Genomic DNA, 24,127 nt, shown 5'->3' with positions numbered 1-24,127 from the left:
ATGGGCAAGGTTATCTGCGCGGGCCTCGGCCCCGGCGATCCGGAACTGATGAGCGTGAAATCCGACCGTGCCATTCGCGGCGCGCGGCATCTGGCGTATTTCCGCAAGAAAGGCCGCGCCGGACAGGCGCGGCGGATCGTTGAGGGGATGTTGCGCGATGACGTGGTGGAATATGCGATGGAATATCCCGTGACCACGGAGCTGCGGTTCGATTCGCCCGAGTATCGCGCCCAGATGGTCACCTTTTACGAGGAATGGGCGGACCGGCTCGAAGCACTGGCGCAGGATCACGAAGTGGTCGTGCTGTGTGAGGGCGATCCCTTCTTCTACGGCTCCTTCATGCATCTGCACACGCGGCTTCAGGGCCGCGCCGAGGTTGAGGTGCTGCCCGCGATCCCCGGTATGGTGGGCTGCTGGAACGCGCTGGATACGCCCTTCACTTGGGGTGATGACGTGATGACTGTGCTGATGGGCACTTTGCCTGAGGCCGAATTGACTGAGCATATGAAACGCGCCGATGCGCTGGTGGTGATGAAGACGGGCCGCAACCTGCCAACTGTGCGCCGAGCACTCGCGGCGGCGGGCAAGCTGGACAACGCATGGCTGGTGGAGCGTGGCACCATGCCCGATCAGCGGGTGGCGAAACTCTCCGAAGTGGCCGACGACGATTGCCCCTATTTCGCGATCGTCTTGGTCCATGGCCAAGGCCGCAGGCCGGAGGCGGAGGCATGAGCGGCATTCTCCATATCGCGGGCCTCGGCCCCGGTGACGACGCGCTTGTGACGCCAGAGGTGACTGAGGCGCTGGCGCAGGCCACTGACGTTATCGGCTATATCCCTTACGTCGCCCGCGTCGCCCCGCGCGAAGGGCTGACGCTGCATCCCACGGACAACCGGGTGGAGCTGGACCGCGCGACCCATGCGCTGCAATTGGCGCAAGCAGGCGCGCGGGTGGTGGTGGTGTCTTCGGGTGATCCGGGCGTTTTCGCCATGGCCTCGGCGGTGTTCGAGGCGGTGGAGCGTGACCCGGCGTTTGAGAGTGTCGACATCCGCGTGCTTCCCGGCATTACAGCAATGCTGGCGGCGGCAGCGCGGCTCGGTGCGCCCTTGGGTCATGATTTCTGTGCGATCAACCTCAGTGATAATCTTAAGCCTTGGACGATGGTCGAGCACCGTCTGCGGATGGCCGCGCGGGCGGATTTCGCCATGGCCTTCTACAACCCACGCAGCAAGTCGCGGCCCCATCAGTTTGCCGAAGCGCTGGACATTCTGCGCGCCGAATGCGGGCCGGATCGGCTGATCACCTTTGCTCGCGCCGTTACCACACCCGACGAGGCGTTCAACACCGTCACATTGGGCGAGGCCACACCGGAAATGGCGGATATGCGCACCGTGGTAATCGTCGGCAATTCAGCGACGCGCCGGGTTGGGCGCTATGTCTATACGCCGCGCAGCGCGGTATGATGTAGCCAATGCATCACCTCGGTCACATCATTGGCGGCCACCTCGCCCGGCAGGACGGGCCGGTCGGCCAAAATCACCGGCAGGCCAAGCGCGCGGGCGGCATCCAGCTTGGCCCGCGCGCCGGAGCCACCGGCGTTCTTGGCGACCACATGGGTGATCGCATGGGTCTGCATCAGCGCGGTGTCGCCCGCCACGTCGAACGGCCCGCGGGCCAGCACGACCGTTGCCCGTGGCAGCGGCAGCGGGTCGCACGGCGGATCGACGAGGCGCAGCAGGTAGCGGTGCTGCGGTTTCGCGGCAAAAAGCGCCAGTTGCTGCTTGCCGATGGCCAGAAATACCCGCGCCGGGCTGTCGGGCAGGGCGGCGGGCAGATCGGTGATGTCGGGTACAAAGGTCCAATCGTCGCCCTCCTGCGGCTCCCACGGGGGGCGCTCGAACCGCACCAGCGGCAGGTCTTGTCGGGCGCAGGCGACAAAGGCATTGTTGCTCATCCCTGCGGCAAAGGGATGGGTGGCGTCGACGACATGTGTGATCGCCTCGGCCTTGAGGTAGGCCACCAGCCCGGCCACGCCGCCAAACCCGCCGACGCGGGTGGGCAGGGGCTGGGCCACGGGGCTGTCGGTGCGTCCGGCATAGGAAAACACCGCGTCGATCTCGGCTTTGACCAAGGCGCGCGCCAGGGCGCTGGCTTCGGTGGTGCCACCCAAAAGAAGGACGCGCATAATGGGTGACCCTTGGCTCAGCATCATCGGAATGCCCGACGATAGCGCGGATGCCTTGCCCCCGGCAAGCCGTGCGGCGCTGGCGGAGGCCGAGGTGATCTTTGGCGGACCGCGTCACTTGGAACGGGCAAGCGCAGGCACGCGCGGGCGGGCTTGGCCGGTGCCTTTCTCAGTCGAGCCGGTGCTGGCCGAGCGCGGCAAGCGGGTGGCGATGCTGGTGTCGGGCGATCCTTTCTGGTTCGGCGCGGGCGGCAGCATCGTCGGTGCGCTGGACCCGAGCGAATGGCGCAGCCTGCCCGCGCCCTCGACATTCTCGCTGGTGGCCAATGCGCTTGGCTGGCGGCTTGAGGAGGTCACTTGCCACGGGCTACACGCGGCACCGCTGGCGCAATTGCGCGCTGCGTTGCGTCCCAAGGGGCGGATGATTTGCCTGCTACGTGATGGGGATGCGCCTGCAGCACTGGCGCGGTTTCTCTGCGAACAGGGCGCAGGTACGGCGCAGATGCATGTGGCCGAACGGCTTGGCGGCTCTGACGCGCGGCTGCGCGCGGTGCAGGCCGATGGGTATGATCTGACGGATGTGCAGGCGCCCGTGGCCGTTGGGGTGGACCTGCCCGACGGCATCGGCCTACCGCGCGCGCCCGGCCTGCCGGATGACAGCTTTGCCAGCGATGGGCAAATTACCAAAGCGCCGGTGCGGGCGCTGACGCTGTCGGCGCTCGCCCCCCGGCAAGGCGACTTGCTGTGGGACATCGGCGCAGGCAGCGGCTCGGTCTCGGTCGAATTCTGCCTCGCCGGTGGTCGCGCCATCGCCTTTGAGCAGCACGCGGCGCGGGTGGAAAACATCACCCGCAACATCGCAGATTTCGGCCTGAACGCCCGGATGCAGGCCGCCCATGGCCGGGCGCCGGAGGTGTGGGTGGGGCATCCCTTGCCTGAAGTTGTTTTCGTCGGCGGCGGCGGCAACGCGGCGCTTTACGATGCCCTGCTGCCTGCGTTACCAGCAGGCACGCGGCTGGTCGCCAATGGGGTGACCCTGGAAACCGAAGCGCTTTTGGCGCAGCTTCACGCGGCGCATGGGGGCAGTCTTTTGCGGATCGAACTGGCGCAGGCCGCCCCGCTTGGCACGATGCGCGGCTGGCAGCCCCTGCGGCCCGTAGTACAATGGAGCGTGATACTATGAGAATGGCCGGGATCGGATTTCGGGGCGCGGCGAGCGTCGCCTCGCTGCGCGATGCGCTGGCACGGGCAAACCCCGACGGCCTTAAGATTGACGCGCTGGTGACCGAGGCGGCAAAGGCGCGCGCGACCGTGTTTCGCGACTTTGCCCAAGAACTCGGCGTGCCGGGGCTGGGCATCACCACCGAGGATTTGGCCCGCATGATAACCCCCACGCAATCGGCCCGGATCGAAGACCGCTTCGGCACCGGGTCACTCTCGGAAGCCGCCGCATTGGCCGCCGCCGGACCGGGAGCCGTATTGGTTGCCGAGCGCGTCGTTTCAGGCGATGCCATGGCCACAGCGGCGATTGCCGAGACGAAAGGAAAAACACCGTGACTGTACATTTTATCGGAGCGGGGCCGGGGGCGGCGGATCTTATCACCCTGCGCGGACGCGACCTGATCGCGGCCTGCCCGGTCTGCCTTTACGCCGGATCGCTGGTGCCCGAAGCGCTGCTGAGCCACTGCCCCGAAGGCGCGCGGATCGTCAACACCGCGCGGCTGTCGCTGGACGATATCATGGAAGAGATCGCCGCCGCCGATGCCGCAGGACATGATGTGGCGCGATTGCATTCCGGTGATCTGTCGGTCTGGTCGGCGATGGGCGAACAGCTGCGCCGGTTGCGCGAGATGGGCATCGCCTATGACGTGACGCCGGGGGTGCCGTCCTTTGCTGCGGCTGCCGCCGAATTAGGGGCCGAACTGACCCTGCCAGGCGTGGCGCAATCGGTCATCCTCACCCGCACCTCGGGCCGCGCCACCGCGATGCCCGAGGGCGAGACGCTGGCCAATTTCGCCCGCACCGGGGCAACACTGGCTATCCACCTGTCAGTGCATGTGCTCGATAAGGTCGTCGAAGACCTGACCCCGCATTACGGGGCCGATTGCCCGGTCGCCGTGGTCTGGCGCGCAAGCTGGCCCGATCAACGCATCGTCAAGGCGACGCTTTCGACCCTGCGCACCGAAGTGGGCGAGGAGATGGCCCGCACGGCGCTGATCCTCGTGGGCCATGCCCTTGGCGCTGAGGATTTCGGCGAAAGCCGCCTTTACGCCGCTGACTATGACCGTCGCTTCCGCCCCGTCGGGACCGAGCCGCGTTTCCCGGAGACCTCTTCATGATCCCCCCCGGCCTACTGATTTCCGCCCCCGCTTCCGGCACGGGCAAGACGACCTTGATGCTCGGTCTGCTGGCCGCGCTGCGTGCCGAAGGTGTCGCGGTGCAGCCGTTCAAGAGCGGACCGGACTACATCGATCCGGCCTTTCACACGGCGGCCTCGGGTCGGGCGTCTTTCAACCTCGACAGTTGGTCGATGGACCGCGCCCGGATCGAAGGGCTGGTCGGCAATGCCGATGGCGCTGAATTGATCCTTGGCGAAGGGTCGATGGGGCTGTTTGACGGTGTGGCCAAACCGGGTGCCTGTGGCAATGGGGCGAGCGCGGATGTCGCGGCGCTGATGGGCTGGCCGGTGGTGCTGGTGCTCGACGTGTCGGGTGCGGCGCAATCGGTGGCGGCCACGGCGCTCGGCTTTCGTGAAATGCGGCCCGATGTGGAATTGGCGGGCGTGGTGCTGAACCGCGTCGCCTCCCCCCGGCATGAGACGCTGGTGCGCGCGGGGATGGAGGCTGTTGGGATCAAGGTTTTCGGTGCTCTGCCGCGCCGGGTTGAGATCGAAATGCCCGAGCGTCACCTCGGGCTGGTGCAGGCGGGAGAGCAGGAAAACCTGCCCGATCTGCTGGGGCAGGCGGCAGCCTTCGTCGCGGCCCATGTCGATATCCCGGCGCTTCGGGCCGCCGCGCGGGGCACCTTGCAGAACCCGCCCGCGCCCGCACAGATCACCCCGCCCGGACAGCGCATTGCGCTGGCGCAGGACAACGCTTTTGCCTTCGTCTATCCGCATCTGCTGGCCGGTTGGCGCGCGGCGGGGGCAGAGATTTTGCCCTTCTCCCCGCTGGCGGATGAAGCCCCCGACGACAGCGCCGACTGCTGCTGGCTGCCGGGCGGCTACCCTGAACTCCACGCAGGCAAACTCGCCGCCGCTGCGCATTTTCGCAAAGGGCTGCGCGATTTTGCCGAAACCCGCCCCGTGCACGGCGAATGCGGGGGCTATATGGCGATGGGTGCAGGTATCATCGACAAAGAAGGGGCGCGGCACGAGATGGCAGGGCTTCTGGGGTTGGAGACCTCTTTCGCCAAGCGCAAGATGCATCTGGGTTACCGTCAGGCCGATCTTAACGCGCCGATCCCCGGCCATTCCGCACGGGCGGAGTTGCGGGGCCATGAGTTCCACTATGCCACGATCCTTGCAGAACCCGACGCGCCGTTGGCCCGGATCACCGATGCCAATGACCTTGAGGTGCCCGAGACTGGTTCGGTGCGTGAGTTCGCGGGCGGCGGGCGCGCCACGGGGACGTTCTTTCACATGATTGCGGCGCTGTGATGGGGGGCTTCGTTTCCTTCGTTTCCTCCGGGCCGGGCGATCCGGACCTGCTGACCGTCAAGGCCGTGGCGCGGTTGCAAGCGGCTGATGTGGTGCTGTTTGATGATTTGAGCGCAGGCCCGATCTTGGAGCACGCGCGGCCCGATGCGGACCTCATTGGCGTGGGCAAACGGGCCGGGCGCGCCTCGCCCAAGCAAGACCATGTGAGCCGGGTCTTGGTCGATCATGCACGGGCCGGGTTGAACGTTGTACGGTTGAAGTCCGGTGACAGCGGCATGTTCGGGCGGCTGGAAGAAGAAATCATCGCGCTGCGGGCAGCGGATATTCCTTTCGAGATCGTGCCGGGCGTGACCGCCGCCTCCGCCGCCGCCGCGACCGCAGGCATCCCGCTGACCCGCCGCATGACGGCGCGGCGGGTGCAATTCATTACCGGCGCAGATGTGACTGGCGAACTGCCGAGTGATGTGAACATGGCCGCCTTGGCCGATCCGATGGCGACCACCGTGGTCTATATGGGCAAACGCACCTTTGCCGGGCTTGCCGCGCGGCTGATCGAACACGGGTTGCCCGGCACCACGCCCGCGCTGCTGGCCGAGGCGGTTTCGACTCCGGCGGAGAAGGTGCAGCGCTTTACCATCGAAACTCTGGCGCGCCATCTGGAGACTGCCAGCAGCACCACGCCCGCGCTGATCTTTTACGGGCCTTTGGCCGAGTTCGAGGCGTGAAGGCTTTCGTCTGCACCTCCTGCACCGCCGATGGTGGTTTTCTGGACGTGGTGCGCGCCGGATTGCCTGATGTGGAGATCGAGGGCATCGACTGTATGTCAGGTTGCACCCGGGCGCAGACGGTTGCCTTTCGCGCGCCGGGCAAGGTGGCCTATCTGTTCGGAGAGATCACGGAAGCGGACATGGATGATCTGCGCCGTTTCGTGACGCTCTATGCCGCCTCTTCTGATGGGAAATTCTCCGACGCGCGGGTGCTCGGCGGGCTGCGTTTGAAGGCGATCGCGAGGATACCGGGATGACTGATCTGGAACTGACATTGATCGGCATCGGCACCGGCAACCCTGAGCATCTGACGCTGCAAGCGATCCGGGCGATGAACGCGCAAGACCTGATCCTGATCCCGCAAAAGGGCGCGGGCAAGGACGATTTGGCAGGTCTCCGGCGCAGTATCTGCGACGAGGTGCTGACCAATGAGGCGGTGCAGATCGTCGGCTTCGACCTACCCGTGCGTGACCCCGCGATTGAGGAGTATCGCGCCCGCGTCGATCACTGGCATGACGCGATCGCGGATGCCTGGCGCGCGGCAATGGCGCAGCATCCAACGGCGCGGCGGGTGGCGCTGCTGGTTTGGGGGGATCCGTCGCTCTATGACAGCACGTTGCGCATCGCCGCGCGGCTGGATCCTGCACCCCGCATGACCGTGATCCCCGGCATCACCTCCCTGCAAGGGCTGACCGCGTCTCATGCGATCCCGCTCAATGAAATCGGTGCGCCCTTCATGGTGACAACCGGGCGGCAGCTGCGCGATCACGGCTGGCCCGAGGGGGTCGATACGTTGGTGATCATGCTTGATGGGGATTGCGCTTTTCAGACGCTGGACCCAGCGGGTGTGGAGATCTGGTGGGGGGCCTATGTCGGCATGACTGAAGAGATCATCCGCCATGGCCCACTGGCCGAGGTGACTGAAGATATCATCGCCACGCGTGCCGCGGCCCGTGCGGCGCATGGCTGGATCATGGATATCTATCTGCTGCGGCGGAGTTAAGGCTCAGGTATCCGGGTCAACCTTGCCGCGCATTGCCTTAACCTCGCCACGCACCTTCTTGGCCTTGAGACGGCGTTTCTTTGAGCCAAGCGTCGGGCGGGTCGCGATGCGGCGTTTGGGCGGGGTCAGGGCGGTGCGGATCAACTCGGCCAGCCGCTCGCGGACCAATTCGCGGTTGCGCGCCTGACTGCGGGTTTCGTCACATTGCAACACCAGCGCGCCTTCGGTGGTCCAGCGCCGCCCGGCCAAACGGCGCAGGCGGTTTTTGACGGGCTGCGGCAGCGATGGCGAGGTGGCGGCCTCGAACCTCAATTCCACCGCCGAGGAGACCTTGTTCACATTCTGCCCGCCGGGGCCGGAGGCGCGCATGAAGCTTTCGGTCAGCTCCCAGTCGTGAATGGCGATGTCATCGTTGATGTGCAGCATGGGCTCTCCTTGCCCGGTAACATGCCAGTCTGCGCCGTGAGGGTGAAGGGGGAATGCGAAATGGGCCGCCCCTTGCGGAACGGCCCAATCGAATGGTTTCAGGAGGGGGATCGGTTAGACCGATGTCCACCAGGTGGTTGCACTGCCAGGGGCTGCCCTAGCAAGAAACCCCGCTGGCTGTTCCGACACCTCGCTCCAATACCTTTCTTGACACTGGATCACCTCCTTTACATTTGTTGAACTCACCCTGAGCGTTGCACAGGTTTTGAAATTCGCAAAGCGTTTTTTTGGACGGTGCGGCGGCAAGGGGGCGGGCCCCCCTGCGCCGGTATCAAGCGCGGGCAGTCAGCCGAGCGGTCAGCAGCCGGAAGGGGATCAGCGCGATCAGCGCGATGGCCAGTTTCACCGACCAATCCGCCACGGCGAGCGAGACCCAAAGCGGCGCAACGGGGCCTGCGCCCAACAGCGGCAAAGCCTCGGTCGCCCAAGCGACATCGGTCGCGGGGTGGATGAACGACAGGCTGGCCGAGAACGCGATGGAGAAAAACAGCGCCGTGTCGATCGCGCTGCTGATCAGCGTGCTGATCAAAGGCGCGCGCCACCATGCGCCATCGCGAAAACGGTTAAAGATCATCACGTCCAAAAGCTGCGCCACGAGGAAGGCCGAGCCCGAGGCGACCGCGATGCGGACCGTCACTAGCGGGCCGAATTCGCCCATGATCTGTGTCCCAATCAGCGAGCAGATCAACCCGACGACGAACCCCACCAACACGACCCGGCGCGCGGCAGAGGCACCGTAAAGGCGGTTCATCACATCGGTGACGAGGAAAGCCAGCGGATAGGTGAAAGCGCCCCAAGTCAGCCATTGGCCGAATAGAAACTGAACAAGGATATTTGAGGCCACGACGATGGCGGCCATGGCAAGAATGCCGGGAAGATAGGTGCGTGTCATATGTGGACCGTTTTGTGCAAGGGTGCGGCGACTTGGCCTGCGGGGATCGCAGACGGAACGGTCTTTAGCCCTCGACACCCGGTTTGGCAAGGATCAGCTCTACCACCTCATTGCGCTGCATGACGAAGAAGTTGTCGTCCGACAGCAGAGTCAGCCGGGTTTGTCCCGCCGCGTCCTGCCAAGTGCTGAGCGCTTCGAGGTTGTCGTATTGACCGGGGCCGGAGGTCAGCAAGGTTACCTCCCCAAGCCCCGGCGCGGTCAAATCAAAGCTGCGGATGCGGCTGCGAAAGCCCAATGGCGTGATCGTCCGCTCTAGCAGATAGAGCGTGCCATCCTCGGCAAAATCCGCGTCCACCGGCAAGAACGGCCCATGGCGTGGGATCTCTGCGGCGATTGTCCATGCGGTGCCATCAAAGGCATAAAGCGGGATGGGGCCCGATGTGGGGCCGCCGCCTTCGGGGGCGGCAAAGAGCCGTCCATCGGGATGGGCGGCCAATGTCTCCATCCCCGCGTTCGGCGCGAAGCCAGCGAAGTCGTCATGTCTGGGCAGAGGGGTGGTGACCCCGCTTTCAGGCGCAAGCCGAGCGACGTGGTGATCGTGTTCGAACGAGATGTAGAGTTGCCCAGTGTCGTCAAGCGCCAGCGCTTCGGCATCGCGCATTTGACCGCGCAGGGCTTTGCCATCGGCCCCTTTGAGCGGGGCGTTTTCCTCAAGCTCAAGGGCCACCAAACGGCCCGCCTCGCGAACCATGCGCGCTTGCACAACGCGGCCCCGGTCCGAGACCGCCGTCAGGCGCGTGCCATCGGCATTGACCTCGACCCCGGAAAATCCGCCGAACCACGGGGCCGGGTGGCTCCATGTCAGCACGCTGTCGACCTGCACCACCGGCTCTGTCTGCGCGGCGGGGGCCACGCAGGCAATGAGCAGGAAGAACGGGAGACAGGCGCGGATCAGTTTGCGTTCAAAACGGCGTTGCATTGGGCAGGCAGGTCCGCAAGCAGGATGTCGCGCTTGGGCTTGGGTTTCGTTTTGGGGGCCGTTGGATCGGGCTTTGGTGGGTTCAGGATATTGGCCTGCCACTGCCGCGCATCGGCGCAGCCGTCACCCGGCGGGGGCGGGGCCTGATCCACACAGCCGCGCGCGCCTGTTGGGCAGGCGATGCGGACGTGGAAATGATAGTGATGCCCGTACCAAGGCCGGATTTTGCGCAGATAGCTGCGGTCGCCCTTTTCATCGGCACACATCTGCACCTTGGCGCCGGGGAAGACGAAGATACGCGCGGTGCGGGGGTCTTGGGCCGCGGCCTTGACCACCTCGTGATGCGCGGGCGTCCAAGAGGAATTGACATAGGCCCCACTCGCCCGGCGCATGGAGATCGACGAGATGTTCTCGCGTTGCGCCCGGCTGAGGTTCAGCGACTTCGGCGGCAGCATCCAGATATCGGCGTCCAAGCCGATCTGGTGGCTGGCGTGACCGGTCAGCATCGGCCCCCCGCGCGGCTGGCTCATATCGCCGACATAGATGCCTTCCCAGCCCGGCTGCTGCGCGGCCTTGCGGCTGAGTTTCTTGACCACGTCGACCATCTCGGGATGGGCCCAGTTGCGGTTGCGCGACAGGCGCATGGCCTGCCATGTCGGACCCGTCTCGGGTAATTGCTCGGCCCCGGCAAGGCAGCCTTTGGAGTAGCTGCCGAAAGCCGCCGAGGATTGCGTAGAGGCAAAGCTCTTGGCCCCGAAAAGCTGCTTGGCCGCGACTGTGCTCAAGGCGCCGCCCGAAGAACCGATGGTCGGCAGGGCGACTTTCTCACCGCTGATGTCGGTTTCGGTCCGGTCGCCCCCGCAAGACGCCAGCGCAAAGGCCAGTGCCACGGAGGTCAGGGTGCGAAGCAGCGTCATGTGGCGAAATCTCCCTTGGGTTTGACCCACGCTAACAGGATCAAACCGACGATGAAAAGCCCCACGACGGGGGTGATGCCCAGCCGTTGGCTGCCGGTGAGGTCACTGGCCAAGGCAATCAGCGCCGGGGCGAGGAACGAGGTCGCCTTGCCCGACAGCGCGTAAAGGCCAAAAGCCTCGGTCATCCGCTCGGGGTTTCCTTGCCGTGTCAGCATGTTACGCGAGGAAGCCTGTAGCGCACCGCCCGCCGCCCCGATAGAGGCACCAGCGACGTAGAAGAGGATATCCGGCAGGGCAGACCCCTCAGGCAAAGAAACGCCCATGACAGAATTCGGCCCCAACGAGATGATCAAACAGGCAGTCGCCACAAGGATGATGCAGCAGGCCACGATCACCGGCATCGGCCCGATGCGCCGGTCGATCCGCCCGCCCAGCACGCAGAACACCGCGCCCGAGATAGCGGCAAGGATGCCAAAGATGCCGATCTCTTGAATCGACCAATCCAGCACGCCAAGCGCATAGACCCCGCCGAAGGTATACATGCCATTCAGCGCGTCACGGTAGAACATCGAAGAGCCGAGATAGGCCAGCAGCGAGGGGTGTTTTGGCAGACCGCGCAGGGTGCGCAGCAGATCCGACAGACCCGCACCCACGCGGTAGCGTTGGGCACCGGGTTTCGGCGTGTCGCGCACATAGAGGAAGAAGGGGATCATGAAGACGGCATACCATATCGCCGCAAGCGGCCCGACAATGCGGGTGTCGGCCTTGGTCGCCGGGTCCAGCCCGAACAGCGGCGTCAGCCCCGCCATGGTGCGCCCGTTCGCGCCACTTTGAAACAGGGCGATCATCGCGATCAGCGCCAGCACCCCGCCCGCATAGCCAAAGGCCCAGCCATCGCCAGAGATGCGCCCGCGTTCACCCGGGTCGGGGTGCAACTCGGGCAGATAGGCGTTGGTAAAGATCGTGGCGAATTCCATCCCGACCAAGCCGATGCCGAAAAAGAACAATGCCCAAAGCATTGAGAAATCTGCCGGGGCTGTCCACCACAGGGCGGCTGCGCCGATCACATACATCGCCGAAAACAGCCAGATCCATGGCATCCGACGGCCCGAGGAATCTGCCACCGCGCCCAAGATCGGCGCCAGTATGGCAATCGCGATCCCGGCCAGCGCCAGACCATAGCCCCAATAGGCCTGCGCTTGGGCTTTCGCGGCGGAAAGCTCCATCCCGCCGTCGACCAGCGCGTTGGTCGCGGTTTGGGCGAAATAGGGGCCAAAGATAAAGGTCAGCAGCAGGGTGTTGTAAGGCTGGCTGGCCCAGTCGAAAAAGTACCATCCCCAGATGCGCTTGCGCCCGCCTGTCTGTGCCATGTTGCGCCCCTTCGCGGCCTGCTCTTTTCCAAGTTAGAGCAGGGCGCGGCGCAAGGCGCAAGCGCCAGTCGTGGCGGGGTTGAAACGTGGGGCTGCCGGTCGGGTCAGGCGGAAAGGTGCGGTGCAGCTTCGGGCACGGGCGCGCCGTCTTGCATCGGCGGCCACGGGCGGTGGCTGTCGGCACGGATCCATTCGACCACCCAGCCGGGCACCTCGGGCGAAGGTTGCTGCCGCCCCATGGCGCGCAGCACCTTTTCCGGCGGGATCAACCCATTGCGATCGGTCACGGCAGAGCGGTAGAGCACATGGCTCGCGCATTCGCCGTTCTTCTTCCACATGGATTGTTCCAGATAGATGAACTTGTCATCCCAACACAGCGTCCGGCTGCGCATCTCGAACTTCTCAAACATGCGGATGCGGCGGCGGAACCGGGTGCTGGAGCCTGCGATTGTGATTGCCCATTTGTTTTGGCGAAGCAGCGCAATCAACCCGGCACGCTGCGCCATGGCGGTGCGGCCCAGATCATACAGCGACAGCGCCCGCCCGTTGTTCAGCTCCATCCAGATATCAAGGTCATGCGGCCAGCAGATGTGATGGCTGACATGGGTGTCGGTCAGGTTTTCCAACGGCGCCTGCCGCGCGGCGACGATGACGTCTTTGGCCATGCGGATGATCGGGAACATGGGGCTTTCCTTTGTCGTGACGGTGCCGATCTGCGGCGGAAGCGCTGCGCGGTCAAGCATATACGTCGCGGCACTCTTGCCCTTTGCGGGCGGGGCGCTTAACTGTCTTGCGTCACACCAAGGGGATATTCCATGACGTCACTGTTCCAAATCCTGATGCTGCTTTTGAACATCGTTTGGTTCATCGTCATCGCCCATGTCATCATGTCTTGGTTGATCAATTTTCAGGTGCTGAACCTGCGCCAGCCTTTGGTTGCGCAAATCTGGGACGGGCTGAACCGCATTCTAGAGCCGGTCTATAGCCGCGTGCGCAATGTGATCCCGCCGATGGGTGGTTTGGATCTGGCACCATTGATCGTGCTGATCGTCGTGGCCATCGCGCGGATCGTGCTGACAAACAACGCGGCGGCCTTCTACTGACCCGTGCCAAGGCGGGCCCGCGCGCCCATGTCGCGCGCATCGGGCCTTGTTCACGGTTTGTTAGTGTGGGAGTCTGCATAAAAAGAGCAGACAATCTTACAGGTTCTCCATGACAGGCGCTGCCACGCTTCTTCGTGATGTATTCGGTTTCGACGGGTTCCGCCCCGGCCAGCAAGAGATTGTTGAGGCCGTGACCGAGGGCGAGAACGTGCTCGCCATCATGCCCACGGGCGGCGGCAAGTCCTTATGTTTCCAACTCCCTGCGCTGATGCGCGAGGGGGTGACAGTGGTCATCAGCCCGCTCATCGCCCTGATGCGCGATCAGGTGCGCAGCCTGCAAGAAGCGGGCGTCGCGGCGGGCGCGCTGACCTCGGGCAACACGTCTGAGGAGACCGACGCGGTTTGGGAGGCGTTGGAGGCAGGCACCCTCAAACTGCTCTATATGGCGCCGGAGCGGCTGGCCGCAGGCTCGGCCATGGGCATGTTGCGGCGCGTTGGCGTCAATCTCATCGCCGTAGACGAGGCGCATTGCGTCAGCCAGTGGGGTCATGATTTCCGCCCCGATTACCTGCGCATCGGTGAATTGCGCCGCACGCTGAACGTGCCACTTGCGGCCTTCACTGCCACGGCGGATGCCGAAACGCAGGTGGAGATCGTTGAGAAACTGTTCGACGGCACGCCCCCGCGCGCCTTTCTGCGCGGCTTTGACCGGCCTAACATCCACCTCGCCTTTGCCGCCAAGAACAAGCCGCGCGATCAGATCCTGAACTTCGCCGCCGCGCGCAAGGGGCAGTCGGGCATCGTCTATTGCGGCACGCGGGCCAAGACCGAAGGGCTGGCCAAGGCGCTGCGCGATCAGGGGCAGGAGGCGCTCCATTACCATGGCGGGATGGAGGCCGAAGACCGCCGCATCGCCGAGCGTCGGTTCCAGCAAGAGGACGGGTTGATCATCTGCGCCACGGTGGCTTTTGGCATGGGGGTCGACAAACCGGACATCCGTTGGGTCGCCCATGCGGACCTGCCGAAATCGATCGAGGCCTATTATCAGGAGATTGGCCGCGCCGGGCGTGACGGCGCCCCGGCCGAGACGCTGACCCTCTTTGGCCCCGATGACATCCGCTTGCGCCGCAGTCAGATCGACGAGGGGCTGGCCCCGCCCGAACGCCGCGCCGCCGATCACGGGCGGCTCAACGCGCTGCTCGGTTTGGCCGAGGCGCTGGAGTGTCGTCGCCAGACCTTGCTGGGCTATTTTGACGAGACCGAAATCACCTGCGGACGCTGCGACCTCTGTGATACGCCCGCGGATGTGTTCGATGGCACCACGGCAGTGCGCAAGGCGCTCTCGGCCATGCTGCGGACTGACGAATGGTTCGGCGCGGGCCATCTCATCGACATCCTTCTGGGCAATGAGACCGACAAGGTCCGCCAGCGCGGGCATCAGTCGCTGCCGACCTACGGCGTGGGCGGGGAATACAGCCGCAATGAATGGCAGGCGGTGTTCCGGCAGATGATGGGCCATGACCTCGTGCGCCCCGATGCTGAACGCCACGGGGCCCTGCGCATGACCGATGCCGCCCTGCCGATCCTGCGCGGCGAGGCGTCGATCAACCTGCGGCGGGACACGATCAAGGCGGCAGGGGCCAATCGCCGACCTGCCGTTAAAGCGATGGCCAGCGATGAAGACGCGCCGCTGCTGTCGGCGCTCAAGGCCAAGCGCCGCGCATTGGCCGAGGCGGCGCGCGTGCCTGCCTATATCATCTTCACCGACCGCACTCTGATCGAGATGGCAGAGGCGCGCCCGCAAAACCTTGATGCCATGGCCCGTATCGGTGGCGTGGGCGCGAAAAAGCTGGAAAACTACGGCGCCGCTTTCCTTGAGGTCATCAACAGCGAAGCGCAGCCGATGCATAAGGCCCGGCGCAAGCTGGCGGGCCGCGAGGCGGGCAATGTCTATGACCAGTTGTTGCAGGTGCAGGCCGATCTGGCGCGCGGCGAACAAGGCACCGACAAGCCGCTGAGTTGCTCTGCGGCGATGCTGGCAAAGGTGGCGCAACTGCGCAGTGCCGACAGTTCCGCGATTGAACGCTTGCTCGGCGACAAACGCGCCGAACGCTTTGGCCCCGCCTTTCTGGACGTTCTGCGCGACGCGGGCTAAATCACCCCGACACGCCCCAAGGAGACTGCCATGCTCGTCGTTATTTCCCCCGCCAAACGCCTTGATTGGGCCGAACGCGATGTCGCGGTTACCCAGCCTGATTTTCAGGAAGATGCTGTGCGGCTGGCGACGACCGCGCGCAATCTCACCTTGGGCAACCTCAAAGACCTGATGGGGCTGAGCGACGATCTGGCCCGTCTCAACCGCGACCGGTTTCAGGCGTTCGGAGCCGAGCCCAGTGCCGACACCACCCGCCCCGCCGCGCTGGCCTTTGCCGGCGACACCTATCAGGGGCTGGAGGCCGCGAGCCTTGATTCCGATGAGATGACCTATGCCCAAGAGCACCTGCGCATCCTGTCGGGTCTCTATGGCGTGCTGCGCCCGCTCGACGCGATCCAAGCCTACCGGTTGGAGATGGGCAGCAAGCTGAAAACCCGCCGCGGTGGCAACCTCTATGACTATTGGCGCGACAGCCTGTCAAAGGCGCTGAACGCGCAGGCCGAGGCCACCGGCAGCGATGTTCTGGTGAACTGCGCCAGTCAGGAATACTTTGGCGCGGTCGACCTCAAAGCGCTGAAATTGCGCGTGATCACCCCGCAGTTCATGGAAGACAAGGGCGACGGTAAAGGGCCGAAAATCGTTAGCTTTTTTGCCAAGAAAGCACGCGGTGCCATGGCGCGGTATATCGTGCAGCACCGGGTGAATGATCCCGAGGGGCTGCGGGATTTTGACAGCGGCGGCTATGCCTATCAGCCCGATACCTCGACGCCCGAGCGTCCGGTCTTTGTCCGACCCTATCCGTCGACCTGATCTGGGGGCGGGGGGCAATGCGCGCGATCCCGCCATATGCCACCTTCCGGGCAATTGCCGCGCATGGCGAAGGGGGGTAGACCTAGCGCCATGAAATACCCGCTCGTCACCGCTGCTCTTCTTGCCTGTGCAACGCCGCTTGGCGCGCATCCGCATATCTTCGTCGATACCGGGTTCGAAGTGATCGTCGATGCCGAGGGGCGGTTGACCCATCTGCGGATCACATGGGCCTATGACGAATTCTATTCTCTGTTGGTGACCGAGGATCGCGGGCTTGATCCCGATTACGATGGCGTGTTGACCGAGGCAGAGGTGGCCTCACTCAACGGGTTCGACATGCGTTGGATCGAAGGGTTCAACGGCGATACGGTCTTGCTGAACGGCGGTGAAGAGATCGCGCTTTCTGGGCCGCAAGAGGTGGCGACGACCTTTTCCGAAGGCCGGATCATCACCAGCCATCTGCGGGCGGTCGAGGGCGATGCGCCTGACGCGAATGGGCTGGTCATTAAACCCTATGACCCGACCTATTACACTGCCTATGAGGTGACTCAGAAGGTGACCGTGCAAGGCGATGACGCCTGTCGCGCGCGGGTCAAGATGCCAGAGATGAACGCCGATCTGCGCGAACTTCAGCAGGATCTGAGCGCCTTGGACGCGAATACCGATCCGAACGATGTCGGCCTGCCTGAAATTGGCGAAGCCTTGGCCAATGAGGTGGTGATCACATGCGACGCATCATAGCGCTGGCCGCATTGGCGACCCTGCTGGCGCTGGCGGCGCTGTGGTGGACGGGGGGCTTTAACGCGCTGGCCCATTGGGCGGCGGGGCAACAACGCGGGTTTCAAAACAGCATCGCCAGCGGGCTGCGCGCCACGCGGGGGGGCGATACGGCGGCGTTCTGGGCGGTGCTGCTGGCGTCTTTTGCCTACGGCGTGGTGCATGCGGCGGGGCCGGGGCATGGCAAGATCGTGATTGGCGGCTATGGGCTGGCGCGCTCTGTGCCCATGCTGCGGCTGTCGCTGATCGCTCTGGCCGCCTCGCTGGGTCAAGCGGTGACAGCGGTGGTCTTGGTCTATGCGGGGACCCTGCTTTTGGGCCTTGGCCGTGAGGCGCTGGTGGGCGTGACCGAAGACATCATGGCCCCGGCAAGCTATGGCGCGATTGCCCTTATCGGGCTTTGGCTGATCTGGCGTGGGCTGCGCCATGCGCGGCAAAAGAAGGTGGTGCACAGCGAAGAAGTCTGCGGCCATTGCGGTCATGCCCATGGGCCGAGCTTGGCGCAGGTCCAGCAGGCGGGCAGCCTGCGTGATGCGCTGCTTTTGATTGCTGGGATCGCCATCCGTCCCTGCACCGGGGCGCTGTTCGTGCTGGTGATCACTTGGCATATGGGCATCGGCGGTGTCGGTGTTTTGGGCGCTTTTGCCATGGCCCTTGGCACCGGGTTGATCACCATCGCCACCGGCCTTGCCGCCACGGGGTTGCGGGCGGGGGTGCTTGGTGGGCTCGCCGGATCGCCGCGCTTGGCACAGGCCGCGGCGGTGGCAGAGCTGACGGCAGGGCTTATCGTCGTCACGCTTGCGGGCGGGCTGCTGCTTCGCGCGCTTTAACGGCGGCCTTCGCGCAGCCAAGCGGCAATGATGAACAGGGCCGAGAGCAACAGCACCAGCCAGCCCGGCAGCAGCGGTGTTTGCCGCACATCGCGGGTCTCATAAGCGCCACGTGGGGTCAGCCCCAGCCAGCCGCGTCCGGCAGCCGGACGGCCAAGGCGCACGTCGCGCAGGCGCGGCAGCCCGTCTTCCACCCGTGCCACGCCACCGCGCAGGGTGTCGATGGCTGGGCGCAGTGCTGCGTCACTGGCAATCGTCTCAATAAACTCGCGCGGGGCAGCAGGGCCGAGGCCGATGACAGTCACCTCCTCACCGTTTTCCAATCGGTAGAGGCCCATCTCCTCGCCCGTGAATTCAGCCTCGAAACGGCCCGGACCAGCGGGGGCGAGGGGCACTTCGGTGGTGCTGCCATCGGGGGCGGTGATGGTGACGGGAGGCACGGTTTCATCCAAGGTGCGCCGGGTGATGCGCATGGTGCGGCCTTGGGCGGTGGCGGTCAGCGCCTCCTCCTCAAGCTCGGGTTCTTTCATCATCCAATGCGCCAAACGGCGCAGCAGTTCCAACTGCGGGCCACCGCCCTCATAGCCCCGGTTCCAGAGCCATGCATGATCTGAGGCCAGCAGCGCCACGCGGCCCTCGTCGACGCGGTCGAGCACCAGCAGTGGGCGGTCGTCTGCGCCGCTCATGACCACATCGCCACGCTCAGCCGTCACGTCGATCTGGCGCAGCCAACGGCCCCAGTCGCCTTTGCCCGGCAGTTCGGCTGTCACGGGATGGCGCTGACCGATGTCGGTCACGACGGGGGGGAAGGCTTCCTCCAAAACCCGCGCGGTGGGGGTGGCGGGCAGCACCGTACCAAGCGGCGACCGGTAGAGGCTGTCGGCGCTGGCAAAATCCGGCCCCGCCGCTACCAGCACCGCGCCGCCCTTGCGCACATATTGCGCCACGTTGTCGAGGTAGAGCGCAGGTAGGATGCCACGCCGCTGGTAGCGGTCAAAGATGATCAGGTCAAAGTCGTCAATCTTGTCCATGAACAATTCGCGCGTCGGAAAAGCGATCAGCGACAACTCGTTCACCGGCACGCCGTCCTGCTTGTCGGGCGGGCGCAGAATCGTGAAATGCACCAGATCGACCGCGCTGTCGGACTTCAGCAGGTTGCGCCATGTGCGCCCCCCGGGATGCGGCTCGCCTGAGACGAGCAGCACGCGCAGCCTGTCGCGCACCCCGTTCATCTGGATCAGTGCGGCATTGTTGCGGTCGGTCAACTCGCCCTCGGCTTCGGGCAGGGAGAACCGGATCACATTGCGCCCCCCATGGGGCAAGGCAACGGGCAGTTCGAGGTCTTGGCCAATGGGAACGTCAAAGCTTTGCGGTTCCTCGCCGTCGACAGAGATATCAAGCCGGGTCAGCCCCCCGTCCTCGGGCGCGGCGCCCAGATCGTCGATGCGCAGGGTCAGGGTTACAGGCTCGCCGATAATGGCAAAGGCGGGCGCATTGCGCACGGTCAGGCGACGGTCCCAATCCTCGGCACGACCTGTTTGCAGCAGGTGCAGCGGCGCGGGCAGGTCAAGCGGCAGGTCCGCGTCATGCACCCGGCCATCACTGACTGCCAAAATGCCCGCGATCCGCGAACGTGGCTCTTCGGCCAGCGCATCAGCCAAGGTGGTCATCAGCCGTGTGCCCGCGTCCTCGGACCCGTCTGGTACGGTGATCCGGCGCAGTTCAGTGTTGGGGCGTGCAGTGATGCGGGCGGCCATCGCCTCGGCGGCGGCATCGGTTTGATCGGCACGGTCGGAAAGCCGCTGGCTGGCGCTTTTGTCTTCGAGCAGCAGGACGATGTCCGACAGCGGTGCGCGGTCCTCGGTTTGATAGGAGGGGCCAGCTAATGCGGCAAGCACAACCACAGCGGCCAGCCCCCGCAGTGCCCAGCCCGACAGGCCACGCCACACCGCCAACAGAACGCCGAGCACGGCAAGCACCGCCAGCCCAATCAGCAGCGGCAGCGGGATCAGCGGGTCGAAAAGCACGGTTCCGGTCATTGGCCCAACCTATCGAGCAGCGCAGGCACATGGACCTGATCGGATTTGTAGTTGCCCGTCAGCACATGCATCACAAGGTTCACGCCAAAGCGGTAAGCCAACTCGCGCTGCCGTTCCCCGGCATAGCCGCGCCCGATGGGCAGCAGCGGCGCACCATCGCGGCGCACAGCCCAAGCGGCGGCCCAATCGTTGCCGCCGATCACCACCGGGGTCACCCCGTCGTTTAGATTGCGAAACGGCATGCCCTCAATCCGTTCGGCATCAGGCGGCGCGGCCTCCACCCAGACATCGCGGCTGGTGTAGCGGCCGGGGTAGTCCTGCAGCAGATAGAAGGTGCGGGTCAACACATGGTCGCCGGGTAGCGGCTCAAGCGGTGGTATGTCGAGCGGGGCGGCCAATTCCTGCAACTTGCGCCTGTTCGGGCTGGCGGCACCATAGCTTGCGATATCTGCGTCGCGGGTATCAAACAGGATCAACCCGCCCGAGCGGAGGTAGTCGTTCAGCTTGCCATAAGCCTCGGTTGAGGGCTGCGGTTGATCGGGGGTAACGGGCCAATAGAGGATCGGGAAAAAGGCGAGTTCGTCCCGCTCCAAATCGACACCTGTGGGCAGGGCAGGTTCTACTGTGGTGCGAAAATAAAGCGTGTCCGACAGGCCGGTCAGCCCGGCGCGGGCGACCTCGTCAACGTCGCTATTTCCGGTCAGCACATGGGCCAGCGTGACTTCGGAGGCGGAGCGCACGGCAAAGCTTTCGGGGTCAGTCTCTTGCGCGTCCCCCATCTGTGGCAAGCCCAGCCCCAAGATCAGCGCCAGAGTACCAGCCGAGCGGCGCAGCAGCAGCCCCGAGAGGGCGAGAGAGGCCAGCACATCGGCAACCAGTAACAGGATCGCGAGGCTCAGAAGTGCTCCGGCCAGCGGCTGTTCCGGCGGCAGCGCAAGACCACGCAGCGGCACATCCGAGGGCCATGTGGCGGGGGTGAGCGTGGTCTCAGCAGTCAGCACATTGCGCGCCAGCCGTCGGTCTTCTGAGCCGTAGATGCCGGGGGGTAGCGCAGGGCCAGCGGGGGCCGAAATCAAGTCAGGCCCCGCGACACCGGGCAGGTTGCCCGCGTCCGACAGGGTGCCGAAACCGTCCATCACCCGCAGCGGGGTCCATGTGGTGCCCTCAAGGCTGCCGGCCTCGGGCGTGCTGGCACCAGAGGACACAGCCAGCCGCTCCATCATCTGCACGAAAAGGCCCGACAGCGGCAGGGTCGACCACTCCGCCGTGGCGGTAACGTGGAAAAGCACGATCTGCCCCTGACCCACAGCCTTGCCCGTGACCAGCGGCGTGCCGTCACTCAGCGACGCAATCACCCGGTCGGCCAGTGTCGGGTCCGGTTGCGCCACGACCTGAGCGGAAACGGTCACGTCCTCCGGCACCGGCAGGCCAAAGAAGGGAGAACCGTTGGGGAAAGGGGCCAGCGCTTTGGGCTCCCCCCAAGACATTGCCCCGCCCACGCTGCGCCCCCCGGCGCGCAGGCGCACAGGCATCAGCGGGTCTTCGTCGACGCGGCTGACATCACTGGCGGCGATGCGCGGTCCGGCGAAGCGAATGAGCATACCGCCCGCGTCAATCCACTCTTGCAGCGGCTCCGCCTCGGCGGGGCTAAGCGTGGCGACATCGGCCAGCACGATTACATCGGGGTTGGCGGGCAGCACGTCGGTCAGGGTGCCGTCGATCAAATCCGCGTTCGGGGCCAGCGCCTGTTCGATATAGTGCAGCGGTGAGAGCAGTTGCAGCCCCTCCTGCGCCCCGCGCCCGCTGATCAGCGCGACCTCACGGCGGCGCAGCCCGTCGTCGACCAAGGTGCGCGCCCCGGCAGAGCGTTGGCCCGCGATATCGAAAGAGGTCAGTCGCGCGCGCAGTTCGGCGGGCAGCGACAGGGAGGTGGTGGCCTCGGTCGCCCCCGCCTCGAAACTTGCGTTGGCGGTGGCCAGCACGCGAGCGTTGCCTGCCGGATCACGGCCATGGGCCTGCACCACGGCCTCGCGCTCCGGGCCGGGAATGGCGCGGCGCAGGGTCAGGTCGATTGCGCCATCTTGGTAGACCGCAGGCGCGATGCCGATGACATTGCTCGCCGATTGATGCACCTCCACCGCGCCTTTGGATTGCAGCTCGGCGCGCAGATCATCGCGGCCCGGATAGTCCAAGCCATCGCTGAACCACATCGTGTCAAAAGCGGGCAGGTCTGCCATGATTTCGGTTGCGCGGGTGATGTTTGCCGGGGCGGGTTGCCACGGCGCGGGCGTGAGCCCGGCAAGGCGGCTGCGCCATGCGTCGGCGGATTGGAAGGTCGGTACCTGCGGGTCGGTCAGAGTCAGGATGCCCACGGTCCGCTCGGCCCGGCCGGTGCGGGTTAGCTGCGCGTCTACAGCAGCTAACTGACGATCCCAGCCGCTGGCCCCGGCCCAAGAGCCATCGAGCACCATCAACAAGGGGCCGCTGCCCTGTTCCGCCTCGGCCTGCGGGTTCAAGACCGGCCCGGCGAGGCCAACAATGATCGCAGCCACGGCCAGCATCCGCAGTAGCAGCAGCCACCACGGCGTGCGGTCCGTCGTGCTTTCGTCATCCGCCAGACCCAAGAGCAGCGCCACACCGGGAAAACGGCGGCGGATCGGAGCCGGGGGCACGGCACGCAGGATCAGCCACAGGATCGGCAGCGCCAGCAGGGCCAGCAGCAGCCAAGGCGCGGTGAAACCAATGCCGCCGAAAACGCTCATGCAGCACTTCCTTGCCGCGCGTCCAACGCGCCATAGAGCCACAGCAGCGCCGATTGCGCCGAGGCATTCGTGTGGTGCAGCCCATAGCGCCAGCCGGTGCGGGCGCAGAGTTGTTGCAATTCATCTTTGCGCGCCGCCAGCCGGTCGAGATAGCGGCCGCGCAGGTCATTCGCCTTCAGTGTCTCATGGCGCAGCGTGCCGCCGACGCTTTCGAAGATGGTACGGCCCGCAAAAGGGAAGGCTTCCTCTGCCGGGTCGAGCAGGTGGCACAGCACGCCGCGCACGCCGCGATCAGCGGCTTTGGTCAGCGCGGTGCGGACGGGGGCGAGATCGCCCATGAAATCCGAGATAAAGATCGCCCGCGCATGAGGGATCATGCCGCGGTGTTCGGGCGGGGCATATTCGCGGGTGTCTTCTTGGCAGAGCAATTCGGCCAGACGCAGCACCTGCGGATTGCCGCGCCGGGGCGGCAGGGCGGTGCCGGTAAGCCCCACACGCTCGCCGCCGCGCAGCAGCAGGATCGACAGCGCGAGGCCCAACAGCCGCGCGCGATCAGCTTTATCGGGCAGCCCTTTGTCAGAGGCAAAGCGCATCGACGCGCCCTGATCGACCCAAAGCATGACCGACTGGGCAATCTGCCATTCCCGCTCGCGCACGAACTCCTGATCGCCGCGTGCCGAGCGGCGGTGGTCGACCATCCGTCGGCTGTCGCCCATTTGCGCCGGGCGGTATTGCCAGAAATCATCCCCCGTTCCCGCGCGGCGGCGGCCATGGGCGCCGGGCAACACGGCACCGGCCAGATGCTCGGCCCGCGCCAGAAGGGCGGGAAGCCGGGCCGCCTCGCCCTCGGCGTCGGCCCTGAGGGTTAGGGGGGAATGGGTCACGCGGCGGCCTTTTTCCCGATCAGTTGACCGGCGGTGGCGTCGATCAGCTCTTGCAGGCTTTCGCCGCGTGCGCGGGCGGCAAAGTTCAGCGCCATCCGGTGGCTCAGCACCGGGCGGGCCATCGCCAGCACGTCTTCGGCAGAGGGGGCAAGCCGCCCATCCAGCAGCGCACGGGCGCGGACGGTCAGCATAAGCGCCTGCGCGGCACGGGGGCCGGGGCCCCAAGCGACACTCTCGCGCACCGCAGGGGTGGCTTCGGGTTCATCGGGGCGGAAGGCGCGGACAAGGTCAAGGATCAGCTCCACCACGCTGTCGCCCACGGGCATCCGGCGCAGCAGATTTTGTGCGGCCAGCAGGTCTTCGGTTGCGAAGACAGGACGCACCGCGCCATCTTCGACGCCGGTGGTGGCGATCAGAATGTCCCGCTCCGTCGCGCGGTCAGGGTAGGCCACGTCGATCTGTACGAGGAACCGGTCAAGCTGCGCTTCGGGCAGAGGATAAGTGCCTTCT

General features: G+C 65.4%; 25 protein-coding genes. 14 read left to right on the top strand and 11 right to left on the bottom strand.

Translation table 11 applies throughout. The features are described from left to right. Both A3722_RS16150 and cobJ read left to right on the top strand, forming a co-directional pair. A complete protein-coding gene (locus tag A3722_RS16150) occupies positions 1-732 on the top strand; it encodes a precorrin-2 C(20)-methyltransferase (protein ID WP_067627149.1) in 732 nt (243 codons plus the stop codon). Further along, positions 729-1,463, top strand: a complete 735-nt coding sequence (gene cobJ / locus A3722_RS16145; protein WP_067627141.1) for a precorrin-3B C(17)-methyltransferase — start codon at positions 729-731, stop codon at positions 1,461-1,463. Before A3722_RS16150 ends, cobJ begins: the two co-directional genes overlap by 4 nt. On the opposite strand, the gene A3722_RS16140 is transcribed toward cobJ, so the two are convergent. Continuing rightward, a complete protein-coding gene (locus A3722_RS16140) occupies positions 1,439-2,188 on the bottom strand; it encodes a cobalt-precorrin-6A reductase (RefSeq protein WP_067627150.1) in 750 nt (249 codons plus the stop codon). The genes cobJ and A3722_RS16140 overlap by 25 nt on opposite strands. On the opposite strand from A3722_RS16140, the gene cbiE reads away from it, so the two are divergent. From cbiE to cobF, 7 genes are read left to right on the top strand one after another with little or no spacing between them, the layout of a single operon-like run. Next, positions 2,187-3,368, top strand: a complete 1,182-nt coding sequence (gene cbiE / locus A3722_RS16135; RefSeq protein ID WP_067627140.1) for a precorrin-6y C5,15-methyltransferase (decarboxylating) subunit CbiE — start codon at positions 2,187-2,189, stop codon at positions 3,366-3,368. The two genes, A3722_RS16140 and cbiE, sit on opposite strands and share 2 nt — an antisense overlap. Then, on the top strand, positions 3,365-3,742 hold the full coding sequence (locus tag A3722_RS16130; RefSeq protein ID WP_007118245.1) for a cobalamin biosynthesis protein: 378 nt from the start codon (positions 3,365-3,367) through the stop codon (positions 3,740-3,742). Before cbiE ends, A3722_RS16130 begins: the two co-directional genes overlap by 4 nt. Further along, positions 3,739-4,524: a precorrin-4 C(11)-methyltransferase gene (gene cobM, locus A3722_RS16125; protein ID WP_067626906.1), complete on the top strand. Its 786-nt coding sequence runs from the start codon at positions 3,739-3,741 to the stop codon at positions 4,522-4,524. The genes A3722_RS16130 and cobM overlap by 4 nt, the downstream gene beginning before the upstream one ends. Further along, positions 4,521-5,843, top strand: a complete 1,323-nt coding sequence (locus tag A3722_RS16120; RefSeq protein WP_067626904.1) for a cobyrinate a,c-diamide synthase — start codon at positions 4,521-4,523, stop codon at positions 5,841-5,843. The genes cobM and A3722_RS16120 overlap by 4 nt, the downstream gene beginning before the upstream one ends. Then, positions 5,843-6,568 carry a uroporphyrinogen-III C-methyltransferase gene (gene cobA / locus A3722_RS16115; protein WP_067626902.1) on the top strand — a complete coding sequence of 242 codons (726 nt, stop codon included), beginning with the start codon at positions 5,843-5,845 and terminating at the stop codon, positions 6,566-6,568. Before A3722_RS16120 ends, cobA begins: the two co-directional genes overlap by 1 nt. Then, positions 6,565-6,867, top strand: a complete 303-nt coding sequence (locus tag A3722_RS16110) for a DUF1636 domain-containing protein (protein ID WP_067626900.1) — start codon at positions 6,565-6,567, stop codon at positions 6,865-6,867. The genes cobA and A3722_RS16110 overlap by 4 nt, the downstream gene beginning before the upstream one ends. Further along, complete coding sequence (gene cobF, locus A3722_RS16105; protein WP_067916297.1) at positions 6,864-7,613, top strand: precorrin-6A synthase (deacetylating); 750 nt, start codon at positions 6,864-6,866, stop codon at positions 7,611-7,613. Before A3722_RS16110 ends, cobF begins: the two co-directional genes overlap by 4 nt. Positions 7,614-7,616: 3 nt before the next feature. On the opposite strand, the gene arfB is transcribed toward cobF, so the two are convergent. The 6 genes from arfB to A3722_RS16075 all read right to left on the bottom strand — a co-directional run bounded on the left by arfB (position 7,617) and on the right by A3722_RS16075 (position 12,940). Continuing rightward, positions 7,617-8,039 (bottom strand): alternative ribosome rescue aminoacyl-tRNA hydrolase ArfB, encoded by a 423-nt coding sequence (gene arfB, locus A3722_RS16100; protein ID WP_067622562.1) that lies wholly within the window; start codon positions 8,037-8,039, stop codon positions 7,617-7,619. A 331-nt stretch (positions 8,040-8,370) separates the two neighbouring features. Beyond that, the gene (locus tag A3722_RS16095) at positions 8,371-8,991 is read right to left on the bottom strand and encodes a queuosine precursor transporter (RefSeq protein ID WP_067622560.1); all 621 of its coding nucleotides are present in this window, start codon (positions 8,989-8,991) and stop codon (positions 8,371-8,373) included. Between the two features lie 64 nt (positions 8,992-9,055). Continuing rightward, entirely contained in the window at positions 9,056-9,970 is a 915-nt protein-coding gene (locus A3722_RS16090; protein WP_067622557.1) for an esterase-like activity of phytase family protein, read from the bottom strand. Next, the gene (gene mepA, locus A3722_RS16085; RefSeq protein ID WP_067622554.1) at positions 9,943-10,887 is read right to left on the bottom strand and encodes a penicillin-insensitive murein endopeptidase; all 945 of its coding nucleotides are present in this window, start codon (positions 10,885-10,887) and stop codon (positions 9,943-9,945) included. The genes A3722_RS16090 and mepA overlap by 28 nt, the downstream gene beginning before the upstream one ends. Next, a complete protein-coding gene (locus A3722_RS16080) occupies positions 10,884-12,257 on the bottom strand; it encodes an MFS transporter (RefSeq protein ID WP_067622551.1) in 1,374 nt (457 codons plus the stop codon). The genes mepA and A3722_RS16080 overlap by 4 nt, the downstream gene beginning before the upstream one ends. 104 nt (positions 12,258-12,361) lie before the next feature. Then, positions 12,362-12,940 carry an acyl-CoA thioesterase gene (locus A3722_RS16075; protein ID WP_067622565.1) on the bottom strand — a complete coding sequence of 193 codons (579 nt, stop codon included), beginning with the start codon at positions 12,938-12,940 and terminating at the stop codon, positions 12,362-12,364. Positions 12,941-13,072: 132 nt separating this feature from the next. Between A3722_RS16075 and A3722_RS16070 the strand changes: the two genes are divergently transcribed. The 5 genes from A3722_RS16070 to A3722_RS16050 all read left to right on the top strand — a co-directional run bounded on the left by A3722_RS16070 (position 13,073) and on the right by A3722_RS16050 (position 17,932). Then, complete coding sequence (locus A3722_RS16070; protein ID WP_067622549.1) at positions 13,073-13,360, top strand: YggT family protein; 288 nt, start codon at positions 13,073-13,075, stop codon at positions 13,358-13,360. 109 nt (positions 13,361-13,469) lie between these two features. Further along, positions 13,470-15,515, top strand: coding sequence for a DNA helicase RecQ (recQ, locus tag A3722_RS16065; protein ID WP_067622546.1), 2,046 nt, complete (start codon positions 13,470-13,472; stop codon positions 15,513-15,515). Between the two features lie 30 nt (positions 15,516-15,545). Next, on the top strand, positions 15,546-16,325 hold the full coding sequence (gene yaaA / locus A3722_RS16060) for a peroxide stress protein YaaA (protein ID WP_067622545.1): 780 nt from the start codon (positions 15,546-15,548) through the stop codon (positions 16,323-16,325). 90 nt (positions 16,326-16,415) lie between these two features. Beyond that, positions 16,416-17,066 carry a DUF1007 family protein gene (locus A3722_RS16055; protein ID WP_067622542.1) on the top strand — a complete coding sequence of 217 codons (651 nt, stop codon included), beginning with the start codon at positions 16,416-16,418 and terminating at the stop codon, positions 17,064-17,066. Continuing rightward, positions 17,051-17,932: a nickel/cobalt transporter gene (locus A3722_RS16050; RefSeq protein WP_067622539.1), complete on the top strand. Its 882-nt coding sequence runs from the start codon at positions 17,051-17,053 to the stop codon at positions 17,930-17,932. Before A3722_RS16055 ends, A3722_RS16050 begins: the two co-directional genes overlap by 16 nt. Here the strand turns inward: A3722_RS16050 and A3722_RS16045 are convergent. The 4 genes from A3722_RS16045 to A3722_RS16030 all read right to left on the bottom strand — a co-directional run. Beyond that, positions 17,929-19,971, bottom strand: coding sequence for a hypothetical protein (locus A3722_RS16045; RefSeq protein ID WP_067622536.1), 2,043 nt, complete (start codon positions 19,969-19,971; stop codon positions 17,929-17,931). The two genes, A3722_RS16050 and A3722_RS16045, sit on opposite strands and share 4 nt — an antisense overlap. Next, on the bottom strand, positions 19,968-22,733 hold the full coding sequence (locus A3722_RS16040; protein ID WP_067622534.1) for a DUF4159 domain-containing protein: 2,766 nt from the start codon (positions 22,731-22,733) through the stop codon (positions 19,968-19,970). The genes A3722_RS16045 and A3722_RS16040 overlap by 4 nt, the downstream gene beginning before the upstream one ends. After that, a complete protein-coding gene (locus A3722_RS16035) occupies positions 22,730-23,617 on the bottom strand; it encodes a DUF58 domain-containing protein (RefSeq protein WP_067622531.1) in 888 nt (295 codons plus the stop codon). The genes A3722_RS16040 and A3722_RS16035 overlap by 4 nt, the downstream gene beginning before the upstream one ends. Continuing rightward, on the bottom strand, positions 23,614-24,127 hold a 514-nt coding region (locus tag A3722_RS16030), incomplete at its 5' end, for an AAA family ATPase (protein WP_150120527.1). The genes A3722_RS16030 and A3722_RS16035, both read right to left, overlap by 4 nt.

The organism is Sulfitobacter sp. HI0027 (assembly GCF_001634775.1).
Lineage (GTDB): Bacteria > Pseudomonadota > Alphaproteobacteria > Rhodobacterales > Rhodobacteraceae > Sulfitobacter.
The sequence above is the reverse complement of the archived record's forward strand: the minus strand, read 5'-3'. Positions and strand labels throughout refer to the sequence as shown.

Excerpts from the sequence above, each read along its gene's own strand:
- A3722_RS16075 (WP_067622565.1), bottom strand. The coding sequence starts at position 12,940 with ATGTTCCCGATCATCCGCATGGCCAAAGACGTCATCGTCGCCGCGCGG.
- recQ (WP_067622546.1), top strand. The coding sequence starts at position 13,470 with ATGACAGGCGCTGCCACGCTTCTTCGTGATGTATTCGGTTTCGACGGG.
- A3722_RS16040 (WP_067622534.1), bottom strand. The coding sequence starts at position 22,733 with ATGAGCGTTTTCGGCGGCATTGGTTTCACCGCGCCTTGGCTGCTGCTG.
- cobA (WP_067626902.1), top strand. The coding sequence starts at position 5,843 with ATGGGGGGCTTCGTTTCCTTCGTTTCCTCCGGGCCGGGCGATCCGGAC.
- A3722_RS16150 (WP_067627149.1), top strand. The coding sequence starts at position 1 with ATGGGCAAGGTTATCTGCGCGGGCCTCGGCCCCGGCGATCCGGAACTG.
- A3722_RS16070 (WP_067622549.1), top strand. The coding sequence starts at position 13,073 with ATGACGTCACTGTTCCAAATCCTGATGCTGCTTTTGAACATCGTTTGG.
- A3722_RS16050 (WP_067622539.1), top strand. The coding sequence starts at position 17,051 with ATGCGACGCATCATAGCGCTGGCCGCATTGGCGACCCTGCTGGCGCTG.
- A3722_RS16120 (WP_067626904.1), top strand. The coding sequence starts at position 4,521 with ATGATCCCCCCCGGCCTACTGATTTCCGCCCCCGCTTCCGGCACGGGC.
- yaaA (WP_067622545.1), top strand. The coding sequence starts at position 15,546 with ATGCTCGTCGTTATTTCCCCCGCCAAACGCCTTGATTGGGCCGAACGC.
- cbiE (WP_067627140.1), top strand. The coding sequence starts at position 2,187 with ATGGGTGACCCTTGGCTCAGCATCATCGGAATGCCCGACGATAGCGCG.
- A3722_RS16130 (WP_007118245.1), top strand. The coding sequence starts at position 3,365 with ATGAGAATGGCCGGGATCGGATTTCGGGGCGCGGCGAGCGTCGCCTCG.
- mepA (WP_067622554.1), bottom strand. The coding sequence starts at position 10,887 with ATGACGCTGCTTCGCACCCTGACCTCCGTGGCACTGGCCTTTGCGCTG.
- A3722_RS16055 (WP_067622542.1), top strand. The coding sequence starts at position 16,416 with ATGAAATACCCGCTCGTCACCGCTGCTCTTCTTGCCTGTGCAACGCCG.
- A3722_RS16095 (WP_067622560.1), bottom strand. The coding sequence starts at position 8,991 with ATGACACGCACCTATCTTCCCGGCATTCTTGCCATGGCCGCCATCGTC.
- A3722_RS16045 (WP_067622536.1), bottom strand. The coding sequence starts at position 19,971 with ATGACCGGAACCGTGCTTTTCGACCCGCTGATCCCGCTGCCGCTGCTG.
- A3722_RS16080 (WP_067622551.1), bottom strand. The coding sequence starts at position 12,257 with ATGGCACAGACAGGCGGGCGCAAGCGCATCTGGGGATGGTACTTTTTC.
- arfB (WP_067622562.1), bottom strand. The coding sequence starts at position 8,039 with ATGCTGCACATCAACGATGACATCGCCATTCACGACTGGGAGCTGACC.
- cobF (WP_067916297.1), top strand. The coding sequence starts at position 6,864 with ATGACTGATCTGGAACTGACATTGATCGGCATCGGCACCGGCAACCCT.
- cobJ (WP_067627141.1), top strand. The coding sequence starts at position 729 with ATGAGCGGCATTCTCCATATCGCGGGCCTCGGCCCCGGTGACGACGCG.
- A3722_RS16090 (WP_067622557.1), bottom strand. The coding sequence starts at position 9,970 with ATGCAACGCCGTTTTGAACGCAAACTGATCCGCGCCTGTCTCCCGTTC.